16 protein-coding genes are annotated in these 21,674 nt (G+C 64.6%); 3 read left to right on the forward strand and 13 right to left on the reverse strand.

The annotated features are described in order from the left end of the window. The first annotated feature begins 6 nt into the window (after window positions 1–6). Window positions 7–1,131, forward strand: a complete 1,125-nt coding sequence (locus tag ACN9M2_RS10815; RefSeq protein WP_426284746.1) for a hypothetical protein — start codon at window positions 7–9, stop codon at window positions 1,129–1,131. A 27-nt stretch (window positions 1,132–1,158) separates the two neighbouring features. Here the strand turns inward: ACN9M2_RS10815 and ACN9M2_RS10820 are convergent, their stop codons facing one another. The 9 genes from ACN9M2_RS10820 to ACN9M2_RS10860 all read right to left on the reverse strand — a co-directional run bounded on the left by ACN9M2_RS10820 (window position 1,159) and on the right by ACN9M2_RS10860 (window position 15,065). Then, window positions 1,159–2,229, reverse strand: coding sequence for a lipocalin-like domain-containing protein (locus ACN9M2_RS10820; protein WP_426284747.1), 1,071 nt, complete (start codon window positions 2,227–2,229; stop codon window positions 1,159–1,161). Then, complete coding sequence (locus tag ACN9M2_RS10825) at window positions 2,229–4,739, reverse strand: FtsX-like permease family protein (RefSeq protein ID WP_426287900.1); 2,511 nt, start codon at window positions 4,737–4,739, stop codon at window positions 2,229–2,231. Before ACN9M2_RS10825 ends, ACN9M2_RS10820 begins: the two co-directional genes overlap by 1 nt. Further along, the gene (locus ACN9M2_RS10830; protein WP_426284748.1) at window positions 4,732–5,394 is read right to left on the reverse strand and encodes an ABC transporter ATP-binding protein; all 663 of its coding nucleotides are present in this window, start codon (window positions 5,392–5,394) and stop codon (window positions 4,732–4,734) included. Before ACN9M2_RS10830 ends, ACN9M2_RS10825 begins: the two co-directional genes overlap by 8 nt. A gap of 164 nt (window positions 5,395–5,558) precedes the next feature. After that, window positions 5,559–6,470 (reverse strand): hypothetical protein, encoded by a 912-nt coding sequence (locus ACN9M2_RS10835; RefSeq protein ID WP_426284750.1) that lies wholly within the window; start codon window positions 6,468–6,470, stop codon window positions 5,559–5,561. Window positions 6,471–6,695: 225 nt separating this feature from the next. Then, entirely contained in the window at window positions 6,696–8,105 is a 1,410-nt protein-coding gene (locus ACN9M2_RS10840) for a 6-phospho-beta-glucosidase (RefSeq protein WP_426284751.1), read from the reverse strand. After that, window positions 8,083–9,030, reverse strand: coding sequence for a carbohydrate kinase family protein (locus tag ACN9M2_RS10845; RefSeq protein ID WP_426284752.1), 948 nt, complete (start codon window positions 9,028–9,030; stop codon window positions 8,083–8,085). Before ACN9M2_RS10845 ends, ACN9M2_RS10840 begins: the two co-directional genes overlap by 23 nt. Beyond that, window positions 9,009–10,364: an APC family permease gene (locus ACN9M2_RS10850; RefSeq protein ID WP_426284753.1), complete on the reverse strand. Its 1,356-nt coding sequence runs from the start codon at window positions 10,362–10,364 to the stop codon at window positions 9,009–9,011. Before ACN9M2_RS10850 ends, ACN9M2_RS10845 begins: the two co-directional genes overlap by 22 nt. Beyond that, window positions 10,357–12,219 carry a glycoside hydrolase family 35 protein gene (locus ACN9M2_RS10855; RefSeq protein ID WP_426284754.1) on the reverse strand — a complete coding sequence of 621 codons (1,863 nt, stop codon included), beginning with the start codon at window positions 12,217–12,219 and terminating at the stop codon, window positions 10,357–10,359. The genes ACN9M2_RS10850 and ACN9M2_RS10855 overlap by 8 nt, the downstream gene beginning before the upstream one ends. A 2-nt stretch (window positions 12,220–12,221) precedes the next feature. After that, the gene (locus tag ACN9M2_RS10860; protein WP_426284755.1) at window positions 12,222–15,065 is read right to left on the reverse strand and encodes a TonB-dependent receptor; all 2,844 of its coding nucleotides are present in this window, start codon (window positions 15,063–15,065) and stop codon (window positions 12,222–12,224) included. 612 nt (window positions 15,066–15,677) lie between these two features. Between ACN9M2_RS10860 and ACN9M2_RS10865 the strand changes: the two genes are divergently transcribed. Continuing rightward, window positions 15,678–18,575, forward strand: coding sequence for a TonB-dependent receptor (locus tag ACN9M2_RS10865; RefSeq protein WP_426284756.1), 2,898 nt, complete (start codon window positions 15,678–15,680; stop codon window positions 18,573–18,575). Window position 18,576: 1 nt separating this feature from the next. Here ACN9M2_RS10865 and ACN9M2_RS10870 read toward each other — a convergent pair whose 3' ends face one another. The 4 genes from ACN9M2_RS10870 to ACN9M2_RS10885 form a co-directional block, all read right to left on the reverse strand. Continuing rightward, a complete protein-coding gene (locus ACN9M2_RS10870; protein WP_426284758.1) occupies window positions 18,577–18,747 on the reverse strand; it encodes a hypothetical protein in 171 nt (56 codons plus the stop codon). A 57-nt stretch (window positions 18,748–18,804) separates the two neighbouring features. Further along, window positions 18,805–19,272, reverse strand: coding sequence for a DUF1203 domain-containing protein (locus ACN9M2_RS10875; RefSeq protein WP_426284759.1), 468 nt, complete (start codon window positions 19,270–19,272; stop codon window positions 18,805–18,807). A 251-nt stretch (window positions 19,273–19,523) separates the two neighbouring features. After that, complete coding sequence (locus ACN9M2_RS10880; protein ID WP_426284760.1) at window positions 19,524–20,444, reverse strand: AraC family transcriptional regulator; 921 nt, start codon at window positions 20,442–20,444, stop codon at window positions 19,524–19,526. A 36-nt stretch (window positions 20,445–20,480) separates the two neighbouring features. Beyond that, a complete protein-coding gene (locus ACN9M2_RS10885) occupies window positions 20,481–21,089 on the reverse strand; it encodes an OmpW/AlkL family protein (protein WP_426284761.1) in 609 nt (202 codons plus the stop codon). 223 nt (window positions 21,090–21,312) lie between these two features. Here ACN9M2_RS10885 and ACN9M2_RS10890 point away from each other — a divergent pair, with 223 nt between their 5' ends. Continuing rightward, complete coding sequence (locus tag ACN9M2_RS10890; RefSeq protein WP_426284762.1) at window positions 21,313–21,654, forward strand: carboxymuconolactone decarboxylase family protein; 342 nt, start codon at window positions 21,313–21,315, stop codon at window positions 21,652–21,654. The last annotated feature ends 20 nt before the right edge of the window (window positions 21,655–21,674 follow it).

The raw sequence follows: 21,674 nt of genomic DNA on the forward strand, positions 1-21,674 counted from the left end.
CTTGCCGTGGTTTCCGCCCATCTCGCCGTTACATCCGGTGAATTGACCGTCCTGCGACTGGTCGACATCGCCTATAGCATCGATCTGGTGCAGGCGGAGCGCCTATGGACGGCACATGCGAACACCGCGTTCAATCGTTCCTATCTTTCAAGCACGCCACCCAAGGCCGTGGCCTTTGGCGTCGCTCCACTATGGCTTTCGCTGGGGGAGGTCGACGTTCCTCTTGCAGGGGGGCCGGTGCGGGCCGCGGTCTCGGTCCGGTTGTACGACTTCGGCGTCGCGACGCTCTCGCTTCGCGCACCATGCACGAACCGGTCCTGGCCCGATTACGTCAAGGACGTCGCCACACTCGACGCTCGATTCGGCCCATCCGCGCGGACGTCGTTCTGGGACGATCTCCTGGACCGCGTGCACGAGATCGTTCGTCCCGCCCTTGACCGTCCCGCTGAAGGCGAACGGCTGGACGAGGATTACCTCATCGCGACCGTCCAGGCGTTCAGCGAACCCATGGACGCGGAGACGCTGAAGGAGCGCCTCGACCTGACGGAAGTACTTTCGGGAGAGACACGCCCGCTTTCCAGGGCCTCCCGAAAGGAGCTTCTGTCGAGAAGCTTTTCCTACTACGCCGACGACCTCGTCGTCCTGAACTGGGATCGCGCCTTCGTTTACGAGCCACGAAGCGATTCGGATGTCGCCGATGTCATCGAGGTGGCCAATGCCCAGCTGGTCGAGCTGCGCTATTACGACATCCTCCTCGACAACGAACTGCCGCGCATGTACGACCAGGTGGAAAACGCGCGAACCGCCGCATCGCTTTTCGCATCGCGCCGTTTCGCGCATCTGGCACGGCGGCTCTATACCCTCGTCGCCGAGGTCACCGAACTGACCGAACGCGTCGATAACGCGTTGCAGGTGACCGAAGATGTCTATCTCGCACGTGTCTACAGCACGGCGCTGTCCTTGTTCCGCGTGCCCGCCCTGAGCGCGTCGGTCGACCGCAAGCTCGCCATTGTCCGGGACACCTATGCCGCGCTCTATGACGAAGCGTCCAGCCGGCGCGCCGAATTGCTCGAAATCGCCATCGTCGTGCTCATCATCGTGGAAATCGGCATTTCACTGTTGCACGCTTGATGAAGCAGCCGCTCATGGAAGATGGATTCAAAGGTTCACCTTGCCGCCGTACCCGACCAGCTCCAGGTACCCCCGTCCGTCTTGCACTTCCACGGCGCCCTCCCAATAGACCGGCCCGCCGGTTCGGCGCGTATCCAACTCCTGGTCGTCCATCAAGGGGCGGAGTTCGAAATGCTTCGTACCGGCCGGCGTCGTGACCGACACCGTGGTTTCGACCGGATAGTCCGCACCCGTACGTGGCGAATGCCAGCGGCGGCGGGGTGCGAAGGCCACGTCCCCAGGACCGAGAAGGGTGAGCGCACCGTCCGCCGCGCGTACGCTGCCGCCCGCCCATATGGGGTGGCCTTGCGCATCGCGCACACGGAATACCGTCACGGCGCTGCCATCGTCCATGTTCAGGCCCACCCAGTCCCAGCCCACCGAGCGCGGGTTGAGCAGGCTCGACGACCACTCGCGGTCGAGCCACGCTTCACCGCGGACCGTCTCGGTGCGCGTACCTCGTGTCAGCCGCCCCGTGACAGCCAGATGGGGCATGCTGAAATATGCGCTCGCCTCACCTTGGCCGGGGCCTTTGCGACTGTAGCCATGGTCGCCTTGCAGTAGTGCTGGTTGCGTAGGCCTCAATTGCAGGTCGAGGGCGAACCCGGCCGTGCCCGCACGAGCCGTGAAGCTGCCGTCCTTGTCGCGTACGAGGCGCCAGTCGCCAAGTACGACATTGGTGTCTCCCGTCGCCGCTTCGGCCAGGCCGAAGCCTTCGCGTGCGAGCCGCTGTCCATGTTCGAGATGTCCCGCCGCGGGATCGGCAAGCGCGACGTGCCCGACGATGACCTGCCTGGCCGCGAAACGGCTGGGGTTGCCATCGTCGAAGGGCAAACGCGAGCGGAAGAACGTCACCTGGAAGCCCACCGGCCCTCCCTTCGTCTGCAGCCATCCGGTGACGTACCACCACTCGGTCTTGAAACCGGGGTGCGCACCGTGATCGCGCGGGAGGACCACGGGGGCATTCAAAGGCACCGGCGCATAGGTGACGCGATCGTCGGCCCATCCACACGCGGCGAACGCCAGCAGCGACAGCGCGACGAGACGAAGCAGGCGCATCACCAATCCTCCCGCACCGCGCGCACGGCATCGGCGGAAAGCACGCTCCGCCCAACGACCAGGGCCGTACCGGATGTCGCCACCACCAGGCCGGCGATGACCCAGCCAAGCAAGGGCCAAGGCAACAAGGTGTCCATCGTCCAGTGGAACGACTGCGGATTAACGACGTGGATCAACACCTGGCTCATGGCCACGCCGAGCGCGACACCGGCGATGCCACCCACCAGCCCCAGCAGCGCTCCCTCGATGAGCAGCATGCGCACGAGATCGCCGCGCAATGCACCCACGTGGCGCAGCATGCCAAACTCCCGTATGCGCGAAAGCACCTGCGCGCCGATGGTCGCTGCGACACCCGCCAGACCTACGCATACGGCGATGCCTTCAAGCAGGTAGGTGATGAGGAAACTACGATCGAAGGCTTCCAGCGCCTGCCGACGGATATCCTGTGGCCGGCTCACGGTAACGCCGACGCCATCAGGGCCCACCGCCGAACGCAGGTCTGTACTGACCGTATCGATGTTGACGCCAGGGGCGAGGAGTACCGATACGCCCGTGCGCCTGCGATCGCCGGTGAGGCGGGCATAGGTACCCTCTTCCATGACGATCGCGCCGTGTTGGCGTGCGTAATCACGCCACACACCGACAACTCTCGCCCTTGGCGAACCGGGCAAAGGCAACGTCAGCGTGTCGCCCGGCTTCCAGTGGTAGATCCGCGACGCGGGCTCGGAAACCCACACAGGGATCGCGCCGGCGGGGACGGTTATCTGCGACCCCATCAACGCGAGGTGACCACCGGGCCCCGTCAAAGTGCGCGCGAGAAGCGTAACGGCAGGACGCCGCGCATCGAACTGGAGCGGTGTCTCTTTAAGCACACCCAACCACGCTACGCCCGGTACCTTGCGCATGCGTTCGAGCGTTGCCGCATCGAACCCTCCACCTCCGCCGCCGGCGATCAGATAGACATCCGCTTGCAGCACATCGCCGAGCCAGCGCTCCACCGAACCGCGGAAACTGGTGACCATCACCGCCATCGCCACGGTCAACGCGGTGGACGCCACGATACCCGCCAACGCGACGGACGCCTGTGACGGCGCACCCCAAAGACGGGCGGCGGCTAGTTGGAACGGGACATGGCGAATGGACACATGTCGAAGCGGAGAAACGAGCGCGCGGGCGAGCCACGGCATGAGCATCACGCCACCGGCCAACAGCAGCGCCATCGCCACGTAGCCGAACAACGCGATACCGCCCACCGCGGGCAGCAGCGAAGCCAGGAGCGCTCCCGCCAGGCATGCGACCGCACGCCATGGACGCGCACGAACGCGTGGATCGACGGCGTCGCCGGCGTTCTTGATCGCCAACGCCGGGAGGATGCGCGAGGCCGCCAGCGCGGGAACCATGCTGCCGAGGACCGCCGCGCCAACACCAAGCAACCCGAAGATCGCCGCCGCCCAGGGAGCGAAGACGAGTTGCGGCGCGTTGCCGTGAAAGTAACCGCCGCCGAGGTCGCCACCCAACAGGTTCAGCGCGAGCGAGGCCAGGCCCAGCCCCAGCGCGACCCCGCCACCCGCTCCGATCACACCCAGTACCAGGGCCTCGGTGACCACCTGTCCCAACACCCTCTTGCGCTGCATGCCCAGGACGCGGAGCAATGCGAACTGCGCGCGCCGCCTTGCCACCGACAGCGATTGCGCGGAATAAACGAGGAAGCCACCGGTCAGCAGCGCGATAAGCGCCAACATGTCGAGGTTCACCCGATAGGCGGCGGAAAGCCCGTCGTTGCGCGCCGCTTCACTGGTGGTATCCGCCACGATGGCGTCAGCCGGCAACACCGCGCGGATCGCACGCATGGCCCCCGCGATGCCGATGCCCGGCGCGAGCTGGATGTCCAGGCGCTGGAGGCGGCCAAGCATGCCGAAGCGCCATTGGGCAGCGGCGATGTCCATCGTCGCGGCGTTCGTGTTCGAGCTCGACGGCAGGATGCCGGCAATGCGAACACGGATCGCGTGACCGTTCGCGCTGAGCGTTATCGAATCGCCGACCTTGCGTCCGGCCGCCGAAAGCGCCGACGTCGACAGGTACGCCGAACGACCCGAGAGGAAATCGGCGAATCCCTCCGCGGCACCGTTCGAGACACCCTGCCCCGCCTCACCCGCCCGCAGTACGTCGACACCTTCCAGCGAGACCGGCGTCTTGCCATCCATGAGGGCGGGAAGTGCAACGACAGGAGATACATCCAGGCCGGGCAAACGTGCGACCCGTGGATAAAGCATTTCATCGAAGCCGAAAGCGTTGGCGGACCGGACCTTGAGATCCGCCGCCCCGCTCACCGCATGCACGGCCTTGTCGAATTCGCCCAGCGCCGACGCATTAACCAGGTGCACCGCGAAACCCAGCGCCACGCCCAGCGTGATCGCCACTATCGCGGCAAGCGCCCGGCCCGGATACGCCCGCCACTCGCTCCAGAGGAGCCAGCGGCGAGCGACGAAGATGGACGCCGGCCTAGTCACGTTCGACAAGGCCGCTCGGCGAGAGAACGAGGGTCCGGTCGGCGGCGGAAGCCGCCACCGCGGAATGGGTCACCAGCAACACGGCAGCGCCGGCATGGCGCACCTGGTCGACGAACAACGCGAGGGTGCGCGCCGCCGTGTCGGGATCGAGATTGCCCGTGGGCTCGTCGGCCAGGATCAGCCCGGGCCGGTGGACCAGCGCGCGGGCCACGGCCACCCGCTGGAGTTCGCCGCCCGAAAGCTCTCGTGGGTACGCATCACCGCGACCGCCAAGGCCGACGGAAGCGAGCATCGCCTCCGCGGCGACGAGCGACGCATGCGCGGCGTGTCCCTGCAACGCCAGGGGCAACGCCACGTTGTGGGCAAGGTCGAGGTGCGGCAGGACATGGAACGCCTGGAACACGAAACCGATCCGGTCACGCCGGAGCCGGGTGCGGCCATCGTCGTCGAGGCCGGCGATATCGGTGCCGTCGATGTGAACGCTCCCCGCGTCCGGCGAATCGAGGCCGGCGATCAGGTTGAGCAAGGTGGACTTGCCAGCCCCCGACTCGCCGGTCACGGCGACGAATTCCCCGCGAGCCAACGACAGGTCGAGCCCTTCGAAGAGGGTCCGCCCGCCGGGCACGGTTTTCACCAATCCGGTGACGTTGAGCATGCGACGATTCCGGGGTAAAGACGGCAGTTTACCCTCGCCACGGTTGAAGCGATCGAGACGCCGCTAGCGCAGTACCGGCCAATGGCACAGGCATTCGCCATCGTACCCAGCCAAGGTGATTGAGACCCACGTAGTCGCACTCGACCTCGTCCGGCAGCGCGGCTTCAAGACCTGCGAAACTCGAAGTTGTCGACTACGACGTTGTTGGCCACCTTGAACTTGACCACGCGAATGCCCTTCGCGTTTTCATACGCCACGACGCTGACGATATCCGGTCCGGCAAGGACGGTTCCCAGATGCGTTCCGTCATCAGCGTAGAACTCGATATGGCCCCTGATAGCGCTCAGGCTGACACGTCTCATTGTAAACCGGACTCGGCTGGTGACTTCGAAGGATATGGTGACGTCTTCAGGGTAAAAGTCATCGCCGCCCAGGAGAATCTGCTTCCCCATCATGTGCGGAAACGCGTCATTCGTGTCAGAGATAACATTCAGCCGCTTTTTGTTTTGAATCGTCAACAGCGGCGTTTTCAGTTCCGGGGTGCAATCTTCAATCGTCAACCTTTCAAAGTATTCGAGTGCCATGTCTCCCTCCGCGGGAGTCGCAGGCACGGCGGCGAAATCCTCGACGGTCCTCGCGGTTGCACTGGAGGGTCCGAGAATGGCCTCGTAGTTATCGAAGTACACGACATCATAGGTCAAGAAATGAACCCTGCTGATTCCGGGCGGGTGTTTCAGAGCGACAACGCAAGGCTCACCTGCCGTGACCTCGACAAGCTTTATCAGTTGATTGTCGAGGTCGAAAAAAGCGACTCCATCCACGATCCCGCCATTGACATCGTTCAGAACGAACTTGATCTCGCCTGGATGCATGTCGGTCAACAGGTCGACCGATAGATGCTTATCCGGTCGTGGAAACTGCACACACCTCCCCATGAAATAGGGATACCAGTCATCGGGCGAGCGAACGATCGACATGTCGCCTCCCGTGAGCTTCATAACGAAATAGGGCGTCGTCAAGCCCGCATACGAGCCCAAGGGGAACTCTTCGAACTCAACGGTATATGTGGCGTCCATGCACAGATCCCTCCTTCCTGAGTTGACTGACGACGACAGGAACGTCATCAGTGCCTGGACAACACGCTACACCCATGACGTCACCGGCGCCTTACCGACATCGCACATCGGACAGCGCATTACTTGAAGTACCGACGCAACGAATCGAAATCGTTGCCGAAGATGCTCATCACCTGGCTCGAACCACCACCCCGCCTTGTGCTGCGTTGCTTCCTGCGAACCGTCTTAGCGAAGCACCGGACCATGACACAAACATTCGCCATCGTCGTTCGCATGCCCCAGCAAGGCTTCGAGCAAATCACCGGACGGGGTCCATTCGCCGATCGCCGGATGGATCAGCATCGCCTTGCGTGCTTCGAGCCGGCGTTGGTCCAACACCGAGGCGATCGCCGCGCGCTCGTACGCCTTCACCGAACGAACGAGACCGTTCACCGCATCCGGCAACGATGCGATCGGCCGCGGAACGATGGAATCGAGCGAGATATCCGATGCGATCTCGACGATGTCGTCATCGGGAAGGTCGGGCAACGCGCCACGATTGCGCGTGTTCACCACGATACGGGCGGGCTTCGCGCCGGTCAGCGCGCTCATCACGTCGATGGCGATGCGGTGGTAGCCGGTCGCCACGCGGAACGGGTCGCCTTCCAGGCTCACGCCGTGGTCGAAGGCCGATCCGCCTTCCGCTTCGAGCTTCATGTACGAACCGGAGCGCCGGTTCAGGTACGCCGCGTAGATGTCGACGGCCGCTTCGCCATCGCCTGCGTCCAGGCGCGAGGTCAACGTCGCCAGCAAGTCGTCGTTGAGGCGCTGGATCTCCGCGCCACGGCTTCCGCCTTGCCTGCGTTGGTTATCCAGCGCACGGCGCTTCTCGTAATAGAAGAACAGGTACTCGGTCGGAATGAGGCGCAGCGTGCGAATCATCTCGAAGTCGAACAGCGGCGCGAGGTAGAGCTGTCGAAGCAGGTCGTCGTCGGCCAGCAGGCGATCGAAGACGTCCTCGCCGCGCACGCGTACACCACGTACCCAGCCAAGGTGATTGAGGCCCACGTAGTCGCACTCGACCTCGTCCGCCGGTTCACCCAGCGCACGCGCGATGTTGTGGAACAGTTCGGTGGGCGTGTCGCAGATGCCGACGATGCGCGCCTTGCTGTGGTCGTTCACGGCCTGCGTGATGAGGCCGGCGGGATTGGTGAAGTTCACCAGCCAGGCATCGGGACTCAAGCGTTCCACCAGCCGGGCCTGCTCGATGGCGATGGGAATGGTGCGCAGCGCCATGGCGACCCCGGCGGGACCGGTGGTTTCCTGGCCGGGATATCCGTGGTCGATCGACACCCGTTCGTCGGCCGCCCGCCCGACGATGCCACCGATGCGGATGCTGTTGAGGACGAAGTCGGCCCCCTCGATGGTGTCTTCCAGGGAAGTCGCGCCGCGCAGGCGCAGGTCGCCGCCGAAATGCCGGACGATGGCCTTGCCGAGGTCGACCATGATCCGCAGCCGTGCGGGATCGGGATCGTACAGGACCATCTCCGCGGCACCGAGCGCTTCCGCGGCCTCGTTGACACCAAAAACCACCAGGGGCGAGCGGACGCTGCCCCCTCCAATCAATGCGATCTTACGATCCGTACGTCCGCTCACGAAGAGTCCTCAAGGTCGGGGGATGGGGAAGAGCATGCAGGGCGCCCGCCGCGGTGGTGCACAAGGCGCCGGTGACACAGGCGCGCTGCACGCAGCGGTCCAGCGTTTCGCCGTCGAGCACGGCGTCGATGAGTCCGGCGTCGAAGGCATCGCCGGCGCCGGTGGTGTCCAGCGCCTCGACAACGGGCGCGTGGATGGTTCGGGTTCCCGCCGCGTCGGCCACCAGCGCGCCCTGCGCGCCCAGCTTGAGCACCGTATGGCGCAAGCCCTGCGCGCCGGTCCATGCGGCATAGGCGTCAGCGTTATCGTCGCCGGCAAGCAGGGAGGCTTCCTTCGCATTGGGCAGGAAGAAGTCGACGTCACGGCAGGTTGCATGGTTGGTGGGATCGCGCAGCCAGTCGGCGCTGTAGCCGACGTCGAGCGAGGTCGTGCATCCCGCCTGGCGGAGCTGCGGAAGGATGCGCGCCGCCAGCTCGCGTGCCAGCGGCATCGCGAAGTGCACGTGGCGCGCGGCGACGAGGTCGGCGATCACGGTCGGCACCTCGAGCAGTTCGGACAATCCGGCGTTGGCGCCCAGGTAGGTGAAGAACGAACGGTCCTCGCGCGTGGAGACGCTGACCGTCGTACCGGTGCCGTCGACGCCGAGACGGATGCCGTCCATGCCGACGCCGAAATCGCCCAGCCGCCGCTCGAACCAGTCGAAGTCCGCCTCGCCGATCAACCCCACGAGGCGCGTGCGCCGACCGAGCCGCGACAACCCGCACGCGGTGTTCACGCTGCCGCCTCCGAGTTCGCGCAGGTAATCCTTCGCGAGCACTTCCTCGCCCGGTCCCGGCCAGCGGGCGAAGCCGCTGAACACATGGTCGGCATAGATCTCGCCCACGACGGCGACATCCCAGGATTTCAGGTCGATGGAAACGGCCACGAGCGCGTTCTCCGGGCTTGCCACAGGAAGATGAGGGTACCGACGACGACGGCGACCACGGCGGTCACCACCGACGGCCAGCCGCTGGTCGCGACGAGGTAGAGCCAGCCGACCACGCTGATGGCGATCGGCAGTGGATAGAACGGCATGCGGAAGGCCTCGGCCGAAACCTTCCTCCGCCGCAAGGCCACCACGGCGAAACACTGCGCGATGTACTGGAACAGGATCTGCACGACCATCAGCGTGGCGATCAGCCGTTCCAGTGAAAGGAAGCATGCCAGTGCCGACGTCACGCCGACGAAGACCAGCGATACCGTGGGAAAGCCGCCGCGGGGATGAAGTTTCGCGAATACCTGGAAGAACTGCCCGTCGGCGGCGGCCGCGTAAGGCACGCGCGAATAACCGAGCAGCACCACCAGGGCCGACCCCCAGCTGGCGAGCAGGATCAACGACACGGCCAGCGTGCCGCCGATGCGGCCGTGGATGGCTTGCATGAAATCCGCCACCACGGCCTTCGATTGCGCGGCCTGCTCCCACGGCAGCACACCGAGGATGCTGATGTTGAGGCCGAGGTAGAGCACCGCCACGAGCGGGATCGAGGTCAGCACCGCCAGCGGAATGGTGCGTCGCGGCTGCTTCACTTCGCCACCGAGCATGCACACGTTGTTATAGCCGCCGTAGTCGTACACGGCGATCAGCGACACCGCGCCTAGCCCGAGCCAGAATCCATGCGCCGATTCCGTGCGCATATGCAGGAACCGGCTGGCGGTCGCCATATCGAAATGCGCGATGCCGCTGACGACGATCCAGGCGCAGGCCACGACGACGATGGCGGTGATGAACATCGACAGCTTCTGGATCTCGCCGACACGCCGGTAGAGCACGGCCGTATTCACCAGGCACAGGCCCGCCGCCACGAGGATTCGCCCGCCGTCGCCGAGCGACGGCACGAGATAGCCCAGGTATTGGGCGAACCCCACGGCGGCCGAACCGATCGAAAGGGGTGCCGTGAGCAGTGTCTGCCACAGGTAGAGAAAGCCGAACAGGCGGCCCATGCGCTCGCGCCCATACGCTTCCCGCAGGTAATGGTACGGTCCACCGGACTCCGGAATGGTCGAGCCAAGCTCGGCCCACACCATGCCGTCGCACAGGCATAGGAAAGCACCGGCGATCCAACCCAGCAGCACGCCGGGACCCGCCAGGGCGGAGAGCGCGAGCGGAATGGTCACGAACGGCCCGATGCCGATCATGTTCAACACATTGGCCGAGAGACCGCCCCAGAAGCCGATCGCCCGCGGCGGTACGTTACGTGTCGGCACGGTCTCCTCAGTCATGCAGGCGTTCCGCGGCATGGATGCCCGCACCGGCACTCCGGTGCAGGTCGAGCACCATCACGGTATTGTCGCCTTCGCGCAGCCACGGACCCGGGCAGAACAATCGTCGTTGCGGCCCGATGTGCCAGTAGCGGCCCAGCAGCTGTCCGTTGACCCAAAGATAGCCCTTCGTCCACTCGCCCATGTCGATGTAGACATCGCCCGGCTTGTCGAGGCGGATCTTGCCCCGGAAGAAGACTCCCCCACGAGCCGGCGGTCCCTTCAACGGCCGCAGGTGTTCCAGCCAGGCGCCATCCAGGGGCAAGGGCCAGGCATGGAAGTCGCGCAATGGCGCGCCATCGAGCGTCACCGGCCCGATCAAGCCCTTGTGGTCGCCCAGGCGCGGACCGAAGTTCACGTGCCCGAACGTATCGACGAGTACATCCAGGATGCATCCGCGCGGCAAGGCGACGTCCGGCGACGACGACACTTTCGGGTGTTCGACGCGCGATACGTGGCCGGCCTCGTGACCATCCATGTAGACCACGGCATAGTCGCGCACGCCCTCGAGGCGAAGCCGCGAACCGGCCTCGACACGCTTGCGGTAGAGGACCAGGCCCTGGTCCTGTCCGAACAGGATCTCGTTCGCGCCCGGCACGGGTATGCGCGCCGGCTCCTCGAACAGGTTGTCCCACAAGGACGCGTACGGCTCGAGTGTTACCGGCGCGAATGTGGCCGAGGGCTCGGCGGGCGGCACTGAGGGTGGCGTTATTCCGGTCGCTTCCACGATGACCTTGCGCAAGCGCTCGTACTGCGGCATCGGGCATCCGCGCTCGTCGATCGGTGCGCCGTAGTCGTAGCTGGTGATGACGGGCTGGAACTGCGAACCGTCGTCTTCGAGGTTGGCTCCCGCGGTCAGGCCGAAATTCGTGCCGCCGTGCACCACGTAGAGGTTGAATGAATAGCCCGCCTTCATCACCCGGCGCAGCGTGTCCACATAGTCCTTCGATGCGAAAACCGGTTCGCCCCAATGGGTGAGCCATCCGGGATATCCCTCGCCGACCCACACCGGCGCCTCGCCCGCGAACGCCCTGCCCTTGGCCAGGATATCCACGTCCGCGCCATCGAGACCCAAGGCGGCGCCGGGCAGGTAGGCACGTCGGCGCGTCAGGTCCTTCCAGCCGTCGGAGACGGCAAAGGGACCCGCGACACCCTGCGCGCGCCATGCCGCCTCGATCGCCTTGAGGTAGCCGACGTCCGCGGCGAACATCGAATACTCGTTCTCCACCTGTAGCATCAGCACCGGGCCGCCGCGAGACACCATCAAGGGCGCGATGCGCGATGCCAGCGCGCCGATATAGCGACGGACGGCCGCCATGTAGCGCGGATCGTCCCCGTCGCGCAGGCGCGTGTCCGGATCGCGAAGCAGCCATGCCGGCAGGCCACCGTTCGTCCATTCGGCGCAGACATAAGGACCGGGGCGCAGGTACACCCACATGCCCTCTTCCTGGCACAGGCGGATGAAGCCGACGATGTCGCGGTTGCCCGTCTCGAAGTCGAACTGCCCGGGCTCACGCTCATGGTAGTTCCACATGACATAGAGCGCGATGGTGTTGAGCCCCATCGCGCGTGCCATGCGTATCCGGTGGCGCCAGTGCTCCTTCGCGATGCGCGCCGGGTGCATCTCGCCGCTGTGAATGCGGAACTCCCTGCCGTCGAGCAGGAACCGCCTCCGGCCGAAGCCGAAGGCGTGCGCCTTGCCGTCGGGCGGCACCGGCTTGACCGGCGGGGCCGTTCCCGCCAGCGCCGCCGGCAGGGTTCCGCCCCATGCCATCGGCGCAAGCAGCGAGAACGCGAGGAAGTCCCGGCGCTGCATGCTCAGAACGAGTACTTGACGGTGAGCAGCGTGGTCATGCCGGCGTCGACGATGTCCGAGTTGGCTAGGCTGTTCCTGCCGATGTGCGACCAGTACGAATACTGCTTGGTGAGGTTGCTCACCTGCAGGTCGAGCTGGATGCCGTTGGGCAGCAGGTAGCCCGCATGCAGGTCCACGCGGCGGATCGGGCGTATCCACAGGTCGTCCCACGGGCTGCCCTGGTTGAGGAAGTCGTAGGTCGAGAGGTAGGAGCCCGTGTAGTGGTAGCTGAGGTTCAACGAGAACCCGTTTTTCTCATAGAACAGTTCCGCGTTCGCCATGCGTTCCGGTGCCGCCTGCAAACGCTCGTTGTCGAAACCTTCGCGACCGAGATCGACCTTCGAGTTCTGCCGCGTCGCGTTGACGCTGAAACCGAGGCCGTCCCACGGCGCGGGAAGATCCTGGAACTTCTGCCGCCAGGTCATCTCCAGGCCATACACCTTGCCGTCGCCGCCGTTCGTCGGCGTCTTGGTCAGCACGGTGCCCTCGCCTACCGTATCCGGATTGGCCTGGCCACCACCGCTGTCGTAGATGTAGTCGCGCAGTTTCTTGTAGAAACCGGAGAACGACGCATAGCCGCCGCGATCCGTCGTCCATTCCGCGGCCAGGTCGACGTTGGTGGACTTGATCGGACTAAGGTTCGGGTTGCCGCGGGTGATCGTGGTCACGCCCTCGGAGGTGTTGATTTGCGAGCCGCCGCCGAGCTGGACGAAGGCGGGCCGCGTGTAGCTTTGCCAGATCGCGGCGCGGTACACCACGTTCCCGTTGGGGCGATAATTGATGAACAGGCTGCCCAGGGGCTCGTTGTAGACCGTGCGGTTGTTGTCGAAATAACCAGGCAGTTCATTGCCGTCCGCATCGGTCGGCGTGGTCCAGAACGTGTTGTGGATGGAGGTATGCTCGAAGCGCACGCCGGGAATGATCTCCAGCGGTCCCTGGTTGATCGTGGCCATGGCGTAGGCCGCGGTGACCGCCTCGGTGCCGCGCATGGTGTCGCAGTTATAGTTGTTGAAATCGAGCGAGCTACACGTATCCAGATCCGACGGAAGCACGTGCTGGTCGATCAGCGCCGCGACCGCCGCGCGGCTCACGTCGGGGGTACGCCAGTGGTACTTGTCGGGGAAGATCGACGAGTAATACCCCTTGAAGATGCCCAGGTCGTCCAGCGTCGTCACGCCGTCGTTAATGCCACCGGTGGACCAGTCGCGATTGGTGAACTCGCGGGAGCTGTCGCTGTATTTCACGCCGAACTTCACGGACGAGACCGGGCCACCGTCGAAGTCGTAGCGCAGGTCGAGCTTGGCACCGCCGCGCTTCTGGCCCGAGCGGATGTCGGTGACCTCGCCATAATCGTTCGCCCACATCCCGCCGATGTTGTTCACCGAGCCGATCAGGCCCGGCGTCAGCTGCGGGTACGGGAAGCCACCGCCACCGTAACGCAGCAACGAGCTGCCGCCGTAGGCAAAGTTATCCTGGGAATACTTGTCCTCGCGTCCGTCGATTTCGACGTGGTTGGGCCGATCGTTGCGGCCGATGCTCCAGAACACGTTCGGCGAGATCGTCCAGCCACCCGCGACCTTGTCGGCACCGAACTGTACCGTGGCCAGGTCGGCGCGCTCGGGATTGGTCTCGAACCAGAAACGATTGGCGATGCGGCCGATGTTCGGCGCGTACACGCCAGGCGTGGCCGTGGGAACGTACGTCACGTTGGACGGTAGCAACTGCGTATACGTAGTGTTCTGCTCGGTGAGCGCATACGCGTACGTCATCTTCGCATAGGCTTTCAGCGTGGGATCGACGTTCCAGTCCAGCGAGATGTTGCCTCCGTAGCGGCGTTCGAAACCGGAGGCGATACCCACGTTCGTGCCCGTGCTCACGAGATTGCGGGCGGGATCGTAGCCTGGTGCATTGTCACCATCCGCCGTCGCGTGGAGGAAGGCCCAGGAGCCGTCGTTCGAGGCGCTCTCCGCCGCGCCGATCTCGCTGTTGGCGATGTTCCGGTAGTCGTAGTAGCCGCTCACATACACGCCGAACTGCTTATCGGCACCGAACTTTCCTTGCAGTTCTCCGGCGAGACCGCCACCGAGGCCACTGCCGCCGTAATCGCGCGCACGGCTTTCCGAGCGTCCGCTGGCGGTCACGCTACCGCTGAAATCCTTCTTGAAGTCGAAGGCGCTGGGCGTACGGAAATCGATCGTTCCACCGATCGCGTCACCGTCCATGTCGGCCATCGATGTCTTGTTGAGCACGATGGTTTGCAGGCCGGAAGGCGGCAGCAGGCTCAGCTGGACACTGCGGCTGTACGGCATGCCTTGTGCCACGTTGGAGCCGTTGATCAGGTTCACGTTGTATTCGGACGGCAAGCCGCGTACCGAAGCGAACATGCCCTCGCCGCGTGCCGCGCCATCGATACCGCCGAAGTAGCCGGTGCCCGTCGTGGTCACGTTCACGCCGGACATCAGGCCCAGCGCCTCGGCCACGTTATGCACGGCGGTGTGCTGGAGGTCGTTCGCCGACAGCACCTCCACGGTGTTCACCGAATCCATGCGCATGTTGGTCGCGTCGTAGCGGTTCGCCACCACGCTGAGGCCCTTCATCTGCACCACCTTTTCCGGCTTGGCCGGCGGTGCCGTGCCCTGAGGCGTGCCTTGCGTCGTGGCCGCGGCATCCGCTGTAGGCGTCTGCGCCTGCTGCGCGAACGCGGGTACGACCGTGGATCCGATAACGGCGCACAGCGCCGCGACGAGCGTTTTCCTGGTTAAAACGTATTGAGTACGCACAAGCCACCCCACCCCGAAAGTGTTCATAGAGTTCTCGCACGGCCCCTCGGCGTGCGATGCGCTGTTCCGATGATCAGCGGGGTTCACCAACGGGTCCGGACATGGCCTGCGAGCACGCCTGCGCGTGCAGGCGTGCGTCGACGAGCCGTCGGACGAGGAACGTGCCGATCAGTCGAATGGGATCAGCGGGAGGTGTGCGGGGGAGAATAGCCAGCGACGCATTTGCCGCGTGAACGCAAGGCGCTCAACTTGGCACGTGCGAGGATCGGAAGGCCGTCGGCCATCACACGCGGGAAGGCGTGCCCCGCGAAGGCGCAGCTGGTGTTCGCATGATTTGAATTGAGGCGACGCATCGTGGCTGTCCCATCATTCATCGCGAGCTGCGCGACCGGCATGCCCCATGCATGCGATTCAACGTATAGCGCACCGCAAATTACGCGTCAACGGCCGAATTTGCATAGACCTTCGGTTGCTGCGACGCACCAGGAGGCGGCACGGCCGATGCATGACTCCCTGGCACCTGAACGTAACGCAGGATTCTGCTGCGACGCAGGATGACAGTCAGGTGTCACTCCCTCATTCTCCGGCCCGCGGCGCGGGGGCGCCGGTCACTCAACCGGAACGCAGGGAAAAAAACAGATGAATCGTCGCCGCTTGACGCAGGCTCTTTCCGTGCCTGTACTTCGTCCGCAGCCGCTTGCCCTGGCATGCGCCGCCGCATTGCTGCTCACGTTCGCCTGCGCCGCTAATGCGCAGGACCAGCCACCACAGACCTCCGAACCGGCGGCTACCCCGCCCGCCAAGACGACACAGAAGAAGCCCGCGAATCCGGATGCCGTGAGCAACCTCGATGCCGTCGTCGTCACCGGTATCCAGGGCAGCATCCAGAGCGCGATCAAGGCCAAGCAGAATTCCGACAACATCATCGAGGCGATCTCGGCCGAGGACATCGGCAAGCTTCCCGACAGCAGCATCGCGGAAAGCCTTGCCCGCCTGTCCGGCCTCGCCACGCAACGCGTCGATGGCCGAGCCAACCAGATCTCCATCCGTGGCCTGTCGCCGGATTTCGCGGGAACGACACTCAATGGCCGCGAGCAGGCCACCATCGGCGAGAACCGCGGCGTCGACTTCGACCAGTACCCGTCCGAACTGATCAGCGGCGCGGCCGTCTACAAGACGCCGGACGCCAGCCTCATCGGCCAGGGCTTGTCCGGCACCGTCGACCTGCACACGATCAAGCCGCTCGACCTGCCCAAGCGCACCTTCGCCGCCAACCTGCGTGGCGAGAACACCTCCAACGGCAGCCTCAACCACGGTACGGGCGTAGGCGACACGGGGCACCGTGCGAGCTTCTCCTATATCGACCAGTTCCTCGACCACACGCTCGGTCTCGCCGTGGGCTTTGCGCAGCTGGATTCGCCCGTGCAGGAAAAGCAGTACCAGGCATGGTGGTGGAGCCTCAACAACGGTTCACAGGGCGCAGAGACGAACTGGGGTGCGCCGCACACGCCCGGCATGCCCGACAACGTCCTTTCGCAGGAAGGCATGCAGTTGCGTGCGAAGTCGGAGAACCAGTTGCGCAACGGCCTCATGACCGTGCTCGAATGGGCGCCGGACGATCACTACCACTCGACGCTCGACCTCTACTACTCCACGTTCAACCAGAAGACCTACCTCAACGGCGCGCAGTGGTCGAGCAGCCCTTACGACAATGTCTCCTATTCGAACGTCGGGTACGTGCCTGCATTGCCCTATCCCATCGTCACCACCGGCCATATCGACGGGCTCAAGTCCATCTTGCAAAACGAGTACACCAAGGAACACGACAAGCTGTTCTCGGCCGGTTGGAACAACCAGTACGACTTCGGCAATGGCTGGGTCATCACCGCCGACGCGTCGTATTCCAGCGCGAAGAAGCGCCTGCACGATGCCTACCTGTTCGCGGGCCTGCCCGACCAGGCCACGTCGTCTACCGACTTCGCCACACCGGAACACGAAGGCTTCCCCGATTTCCGGCCGGGCGTGAATTTCGCCGATCCATCGGCCATCTTCTTCACCGATCCGAACAACTACGGTTACAACGGCCGCGAAGAGTTCGACAAGCAGAAGGACACCATCAAGGCGTTCCGCCTCGAAGTGAGCCATCCCGTGGGTTGGATCTTCAGCGACGTCAATGTCGGCGTGAATTACTCCGACCGCCGCAAGACCAAGCAGGCCGATGTCTATTTCGCGTGGCTCAACGGCAATGGCTCCACGGGTGACACGTACGTGCCCGGCTTCGCCACGCCGATCGATCCGTCCTTCCGGAGCGGCAGCACCGACCTCAGCTACGGCGGCATTCCCGGCATCGTCAACTACGATGTCCTGCGCGCCCTCGGCAACCAGTTCTACCTTACGCAGCGCAACGGCCAGTCCGATTGGAGCCGCAACTACACGGTGGAAGAGAAGGTCCCCGTCGCCTACGTCAAGTTCAACATCGATACCAGCCTGGGAGATGTTCCCTTGCGCGGCAACGTCGGTGTGCAGGCCGTGCGAACCGACCAGTCGTCCGATGCGCTGCAGACCAATGGCGATGCCCTCGTCGGCCGCATTTCGGACGGAACCAAGTACACCAAGGTGCTGCCCAGCCTGAACCTCGCGGCCGAGATCGCGGACAAGCAGTTCCTGCGTTTCGGCCTGGCCAAGACCATGGCGCGCGGCCGCATCGACGATGAAAAGGTCGCCACGTCCGCCGGCGTCGCACTGGTCAACGACGGTCCCGCCGCCGGCCAGGTGCTCTGGTCTGGCAGCGGCGGCAATCCCAAGTTGAAGCCGTACATCGCCGTCGGCGCCGACCTGTCGTGGGAGAAATACTTCGGCACGTCCAGCTACGTGGCGGCCGCCGTGTTCAACAAGAACCTCCTGAACTACATCTACAACCAGACCACGCTCGACTACGACTTCTCGCGCTACGTCAACGACAACCCCACGCTCACGCCGACCAGCACCATCGGTTCGTTCACGCGACCGGAGAACGGTACCGGCGGGAAGATGCAGGGCCTGGAATTGTCCGGTGCGCTGGAAGGCGCCCTGGTCGCCCGTGCGTTGGATGGCTTCGGCGTGCAAGCCAACTTCTCGCTGACCAACAGCACCTTGCCGGTGAGCGCCGTGTCGAGCATTCCCGGCAGCCCGTCCACCCTGCCCGGCCTGTCCAGGAAGGTCGCCAACCTCGCCCTGTACTACGAGAAATACGGCTGGTCGGTGCGCATCGCGGAACGCTACCGTTCATCGTTCACCGGTGAGGCCGTCGCCCTGTTCGATCAGCTTGGCTATACGCGCGTACTGGCGGACAAGCAGACGGATTTCCAACTCGGTTATGCCTTCGACCACGGCACGTGGAATGGCCTGTCGATCCTGCTCCAGGTGAACAACCTGACCAACTCGCCGATGAAGACGGAGCAGATCGCCGCCCTGCCGAACAACGTCAAGGTCGCACGCCCGCTGGAATACGACACCTTCGGCCGGACGGTGATGTTCGGAGTCAACTACAAGCTCTGAGTCAGCCGATCCAGGGCACGTTCGGCGAGTGCTGGGCCAACGCCGTTTCATCGCGTTCGGTGCAGGCCCAGCACGGCACCTGCACCTGACAACCGACTTCGTCGTCGACATAGGTGACGGTACCGGTGCCCTGGCAGATCGCGCAGACCGCGGATTCGCTGGTGGTTGGCATGGGGAATCACCTCTCGCGGAAACGCTCCCGTTATACGCCGCTCCGGCGAATGCCGCGTCAAGTCCGGTCCACGCGCGCGGCATAGCATCCATAGGCCGCGTAATGGGCATGGATATAGCTCACGGCCGACATCGCGAACAGGCGTTCGATGGCCTCCGCCGCTGCCCCTCCGTCGACGACGACCGCGCCGGCGATATGGTGGTGGTGGTCGAAACCCCGTAGCGACAAGGTGCGGACGCGCATCACGTCGGGCACCTCGTCATAGCCATCGTAAGGGGTGGTCGCGCCTTCGCGGATGAAGATCGCGTGGCTCGACCGATACGGCGTATCTGCCGGCTGGTGCGTGTGGTTCAGCAGCAGCAACGACTCGCCCCGATGCGCAGCGCGAAGTTCCACGCGTTCGGGAAACCCGGTGTCATCGGTGGCCATGACGCGGATCACGCCATGAGCCTTGAGCGATGCCTCGTCGAGGCCATACAACGAGACGTAAGGCTGGGGATCGAGGCCGGTAATGCGGAACGACATGGCGAAGGGCTCCTTGTGGGGGTCAGGTGCATCGTCCTCCGCCAGCCACCCGCAAACCATCCGCATCTTGCGTACGCCCCGATGGGTCATGCATCCCACTCTCGCCGCACCCTGGTGGGAGCCGACCTTGTCGGCGATCCCGCGGCAGCGATCCAGGTCGAGGCAAGCACCCATCGCCGACAAGGTCGGCTCCCACAAGAGCTCTGCCACAAGAGTTCTCCCACAAGGGCTGCCGCCACCGGAACCGCTTTTTACGCCGGCTGGTTATCCCGCCGGAAGCGGGCCGGCGTGGTGCCCATGACACGGGTGAAGGTCTTGCCGAACGCCGACTCCGACTTGTAGCCCACGCGATCGGCCACGGCGCCAGCCGTAAGCTCCCCGCGACGCAGCAGATCGCCGGCGAGGTGCATGCGCAGGAGGGTAAGCACCTCGTGCGGCGGAACCTTGCCCTTCGCCTCGAAGTGCCTGGCGAAGGTGGCGCGCGACATCGCCGCTTCCGCCGCCAGCATCGCCACGGTCCACTCACGTGCCGGATCGCGCAGCATCGCGAGCACCGCGTTGGCGAGCCGCGGATCACCCATCAACGAGAGCAACGATGGCGGCAAGCCGCCCTGGCGGAGATGGGCACGCAGGGCGAAGACGAACAAGGCGCGCGTCAATGCCGTCACTACCGACATGGCGCCGGGTTCGAGTCGTGTCACTTCCTCGCGGAAGATACCGACGATGGCTTCCAGCGCGCCGAGACCGTGGTCGTCCGCGAGCTTCACATGCATGACTTCAGGCAACGCGCTCAGCAGCAGGCGCGCCGCATCGGGCGCGAACGTGAAACGCCCGCAGAGCAGGTCCAGGTCGGCTGGCCCCAGCGTGTTCCGCTTGATATCCAGCGGACCACGGGCGTCCAGTAGCGGTTCCACGGCCGCCGAACGCGGCCCGCCATCGTGAATGCGATGACGGGTACCCTGCGGAAGCACGACCAGATCGCCCGCGACCATGTGCACGGTGGCATGGCCTGGCAGTTCCAGCCTTGCCGCACCGGCAAGCACGAGATGGAACGGCGCTTCGCCCGGCAAGGCGTCCTCATGATCGAGGCTGAAGCCGCCCGCGAGGTAACAGCGTACATCGAGGGCACCTTGCACACTGGCCAGTTCGAGCACGCGGGTAAGAGCATCCATGCCCGAAGTATTCATGGTCACGGCACGGCAGGCAAATCAGAAGCGATATCCCACGCTCATGCCGTAGACCCAGGGATCGATGTGAGCCGTGCCGACCGTCGCTCCCGCCACGCTCACCGTGCTGTCGATATCGATGTATCGCGCATCGACGGTGAAGCTCCAGCGCGGGTCCAGCGTGATGTCCACGCCGGCATGCCATGCGATGCCCCAACTGGACTCGAGATGGGTATCGGCACCTTCCAGGATGCCACGCCCCTTGGCGTCGAAGAACTTCGTGTAGTTCACGCCGACGCCCACGAACGGCGATACGTGCTCACCGGAAAGGAACCGATAGTTCACACCGATCACGGGAGGCAACTGTTTTACACGGACCGCGCGCTGCCCGGATAACCGCACGTCATGCTCGAACGGCACCGCGGCAAGGGCCTCGATGCTCCATGCGGGATCGAGCTTGTACTCGATGCTCACGGTAGGACGTGTGCTCTTGTCCACGCTGGCGGGCATGCCGGCCAGATGGCCTGTGTGCGAGGCGGGGTCGACGACATGGATGCCGACATGCAGCAGCCAGGGTGATTCGGTCGATTGGGCGAAAACGGGCGCCGTGGCGCACAGCAGGGTCGCGGTGAGGGCTTTGAGGTAACGCACGGTGGTCTCCTTGAGTGCTTCTCCTGGAAAGCTACCGCCAAGACCCGGCATTCCGGGGAAATGCGCGCCCCCTGCGACCTTCCGTCCGGCCACGCCACGGGCGGCGCTGAGACGATCGAGCCAAACCTTGCGCCACCGCGGCGTTCACACGCCCCCTGACCAGGATCATGATCTGTCTTCCGACGACGCATACCGTGCCGCCGGATCACCGGAGGAATAGGTCATGCTTGATTGGGTCGAATATCGCAGCCAATTGATGGGACGTATCGGCGAAATCGCCAAGCTGAGCCCCGGCACAGTCCAGGGCTACCAGGCGCTTTCCGCCGCGGGAGCGAAGACCAACCATCTCGACGCGAAGACACGCGAGTTGATCGCGCTCGCCGTCGCGGTGACGACGCGTTGCGACGGATGTATCACCGTGCACACGGCGGAAGCGCTGAAGAACGGTGCGACGAAGGAAGAGATCGCCGAAGCGCTCGGCGTGGCGGTGGCACTCAACGCCGGCGCCGCGCTGGTTTACTCGGCGCGCGTGATGGACGCGACCGAGGCCTACTCGAAGGCGTGATGGCAAGGGCCGTGGCGGCT

The organism is Luteibacter sp. E-22 (assembly GCF_049913125.1).
Taxonomy (GTDB): domain Bacteria; phylum Pseudomonadota; class Gammaproteobacteria; order Xanthomonadales; family Rhodanobacteraceae; genus Luteibacter.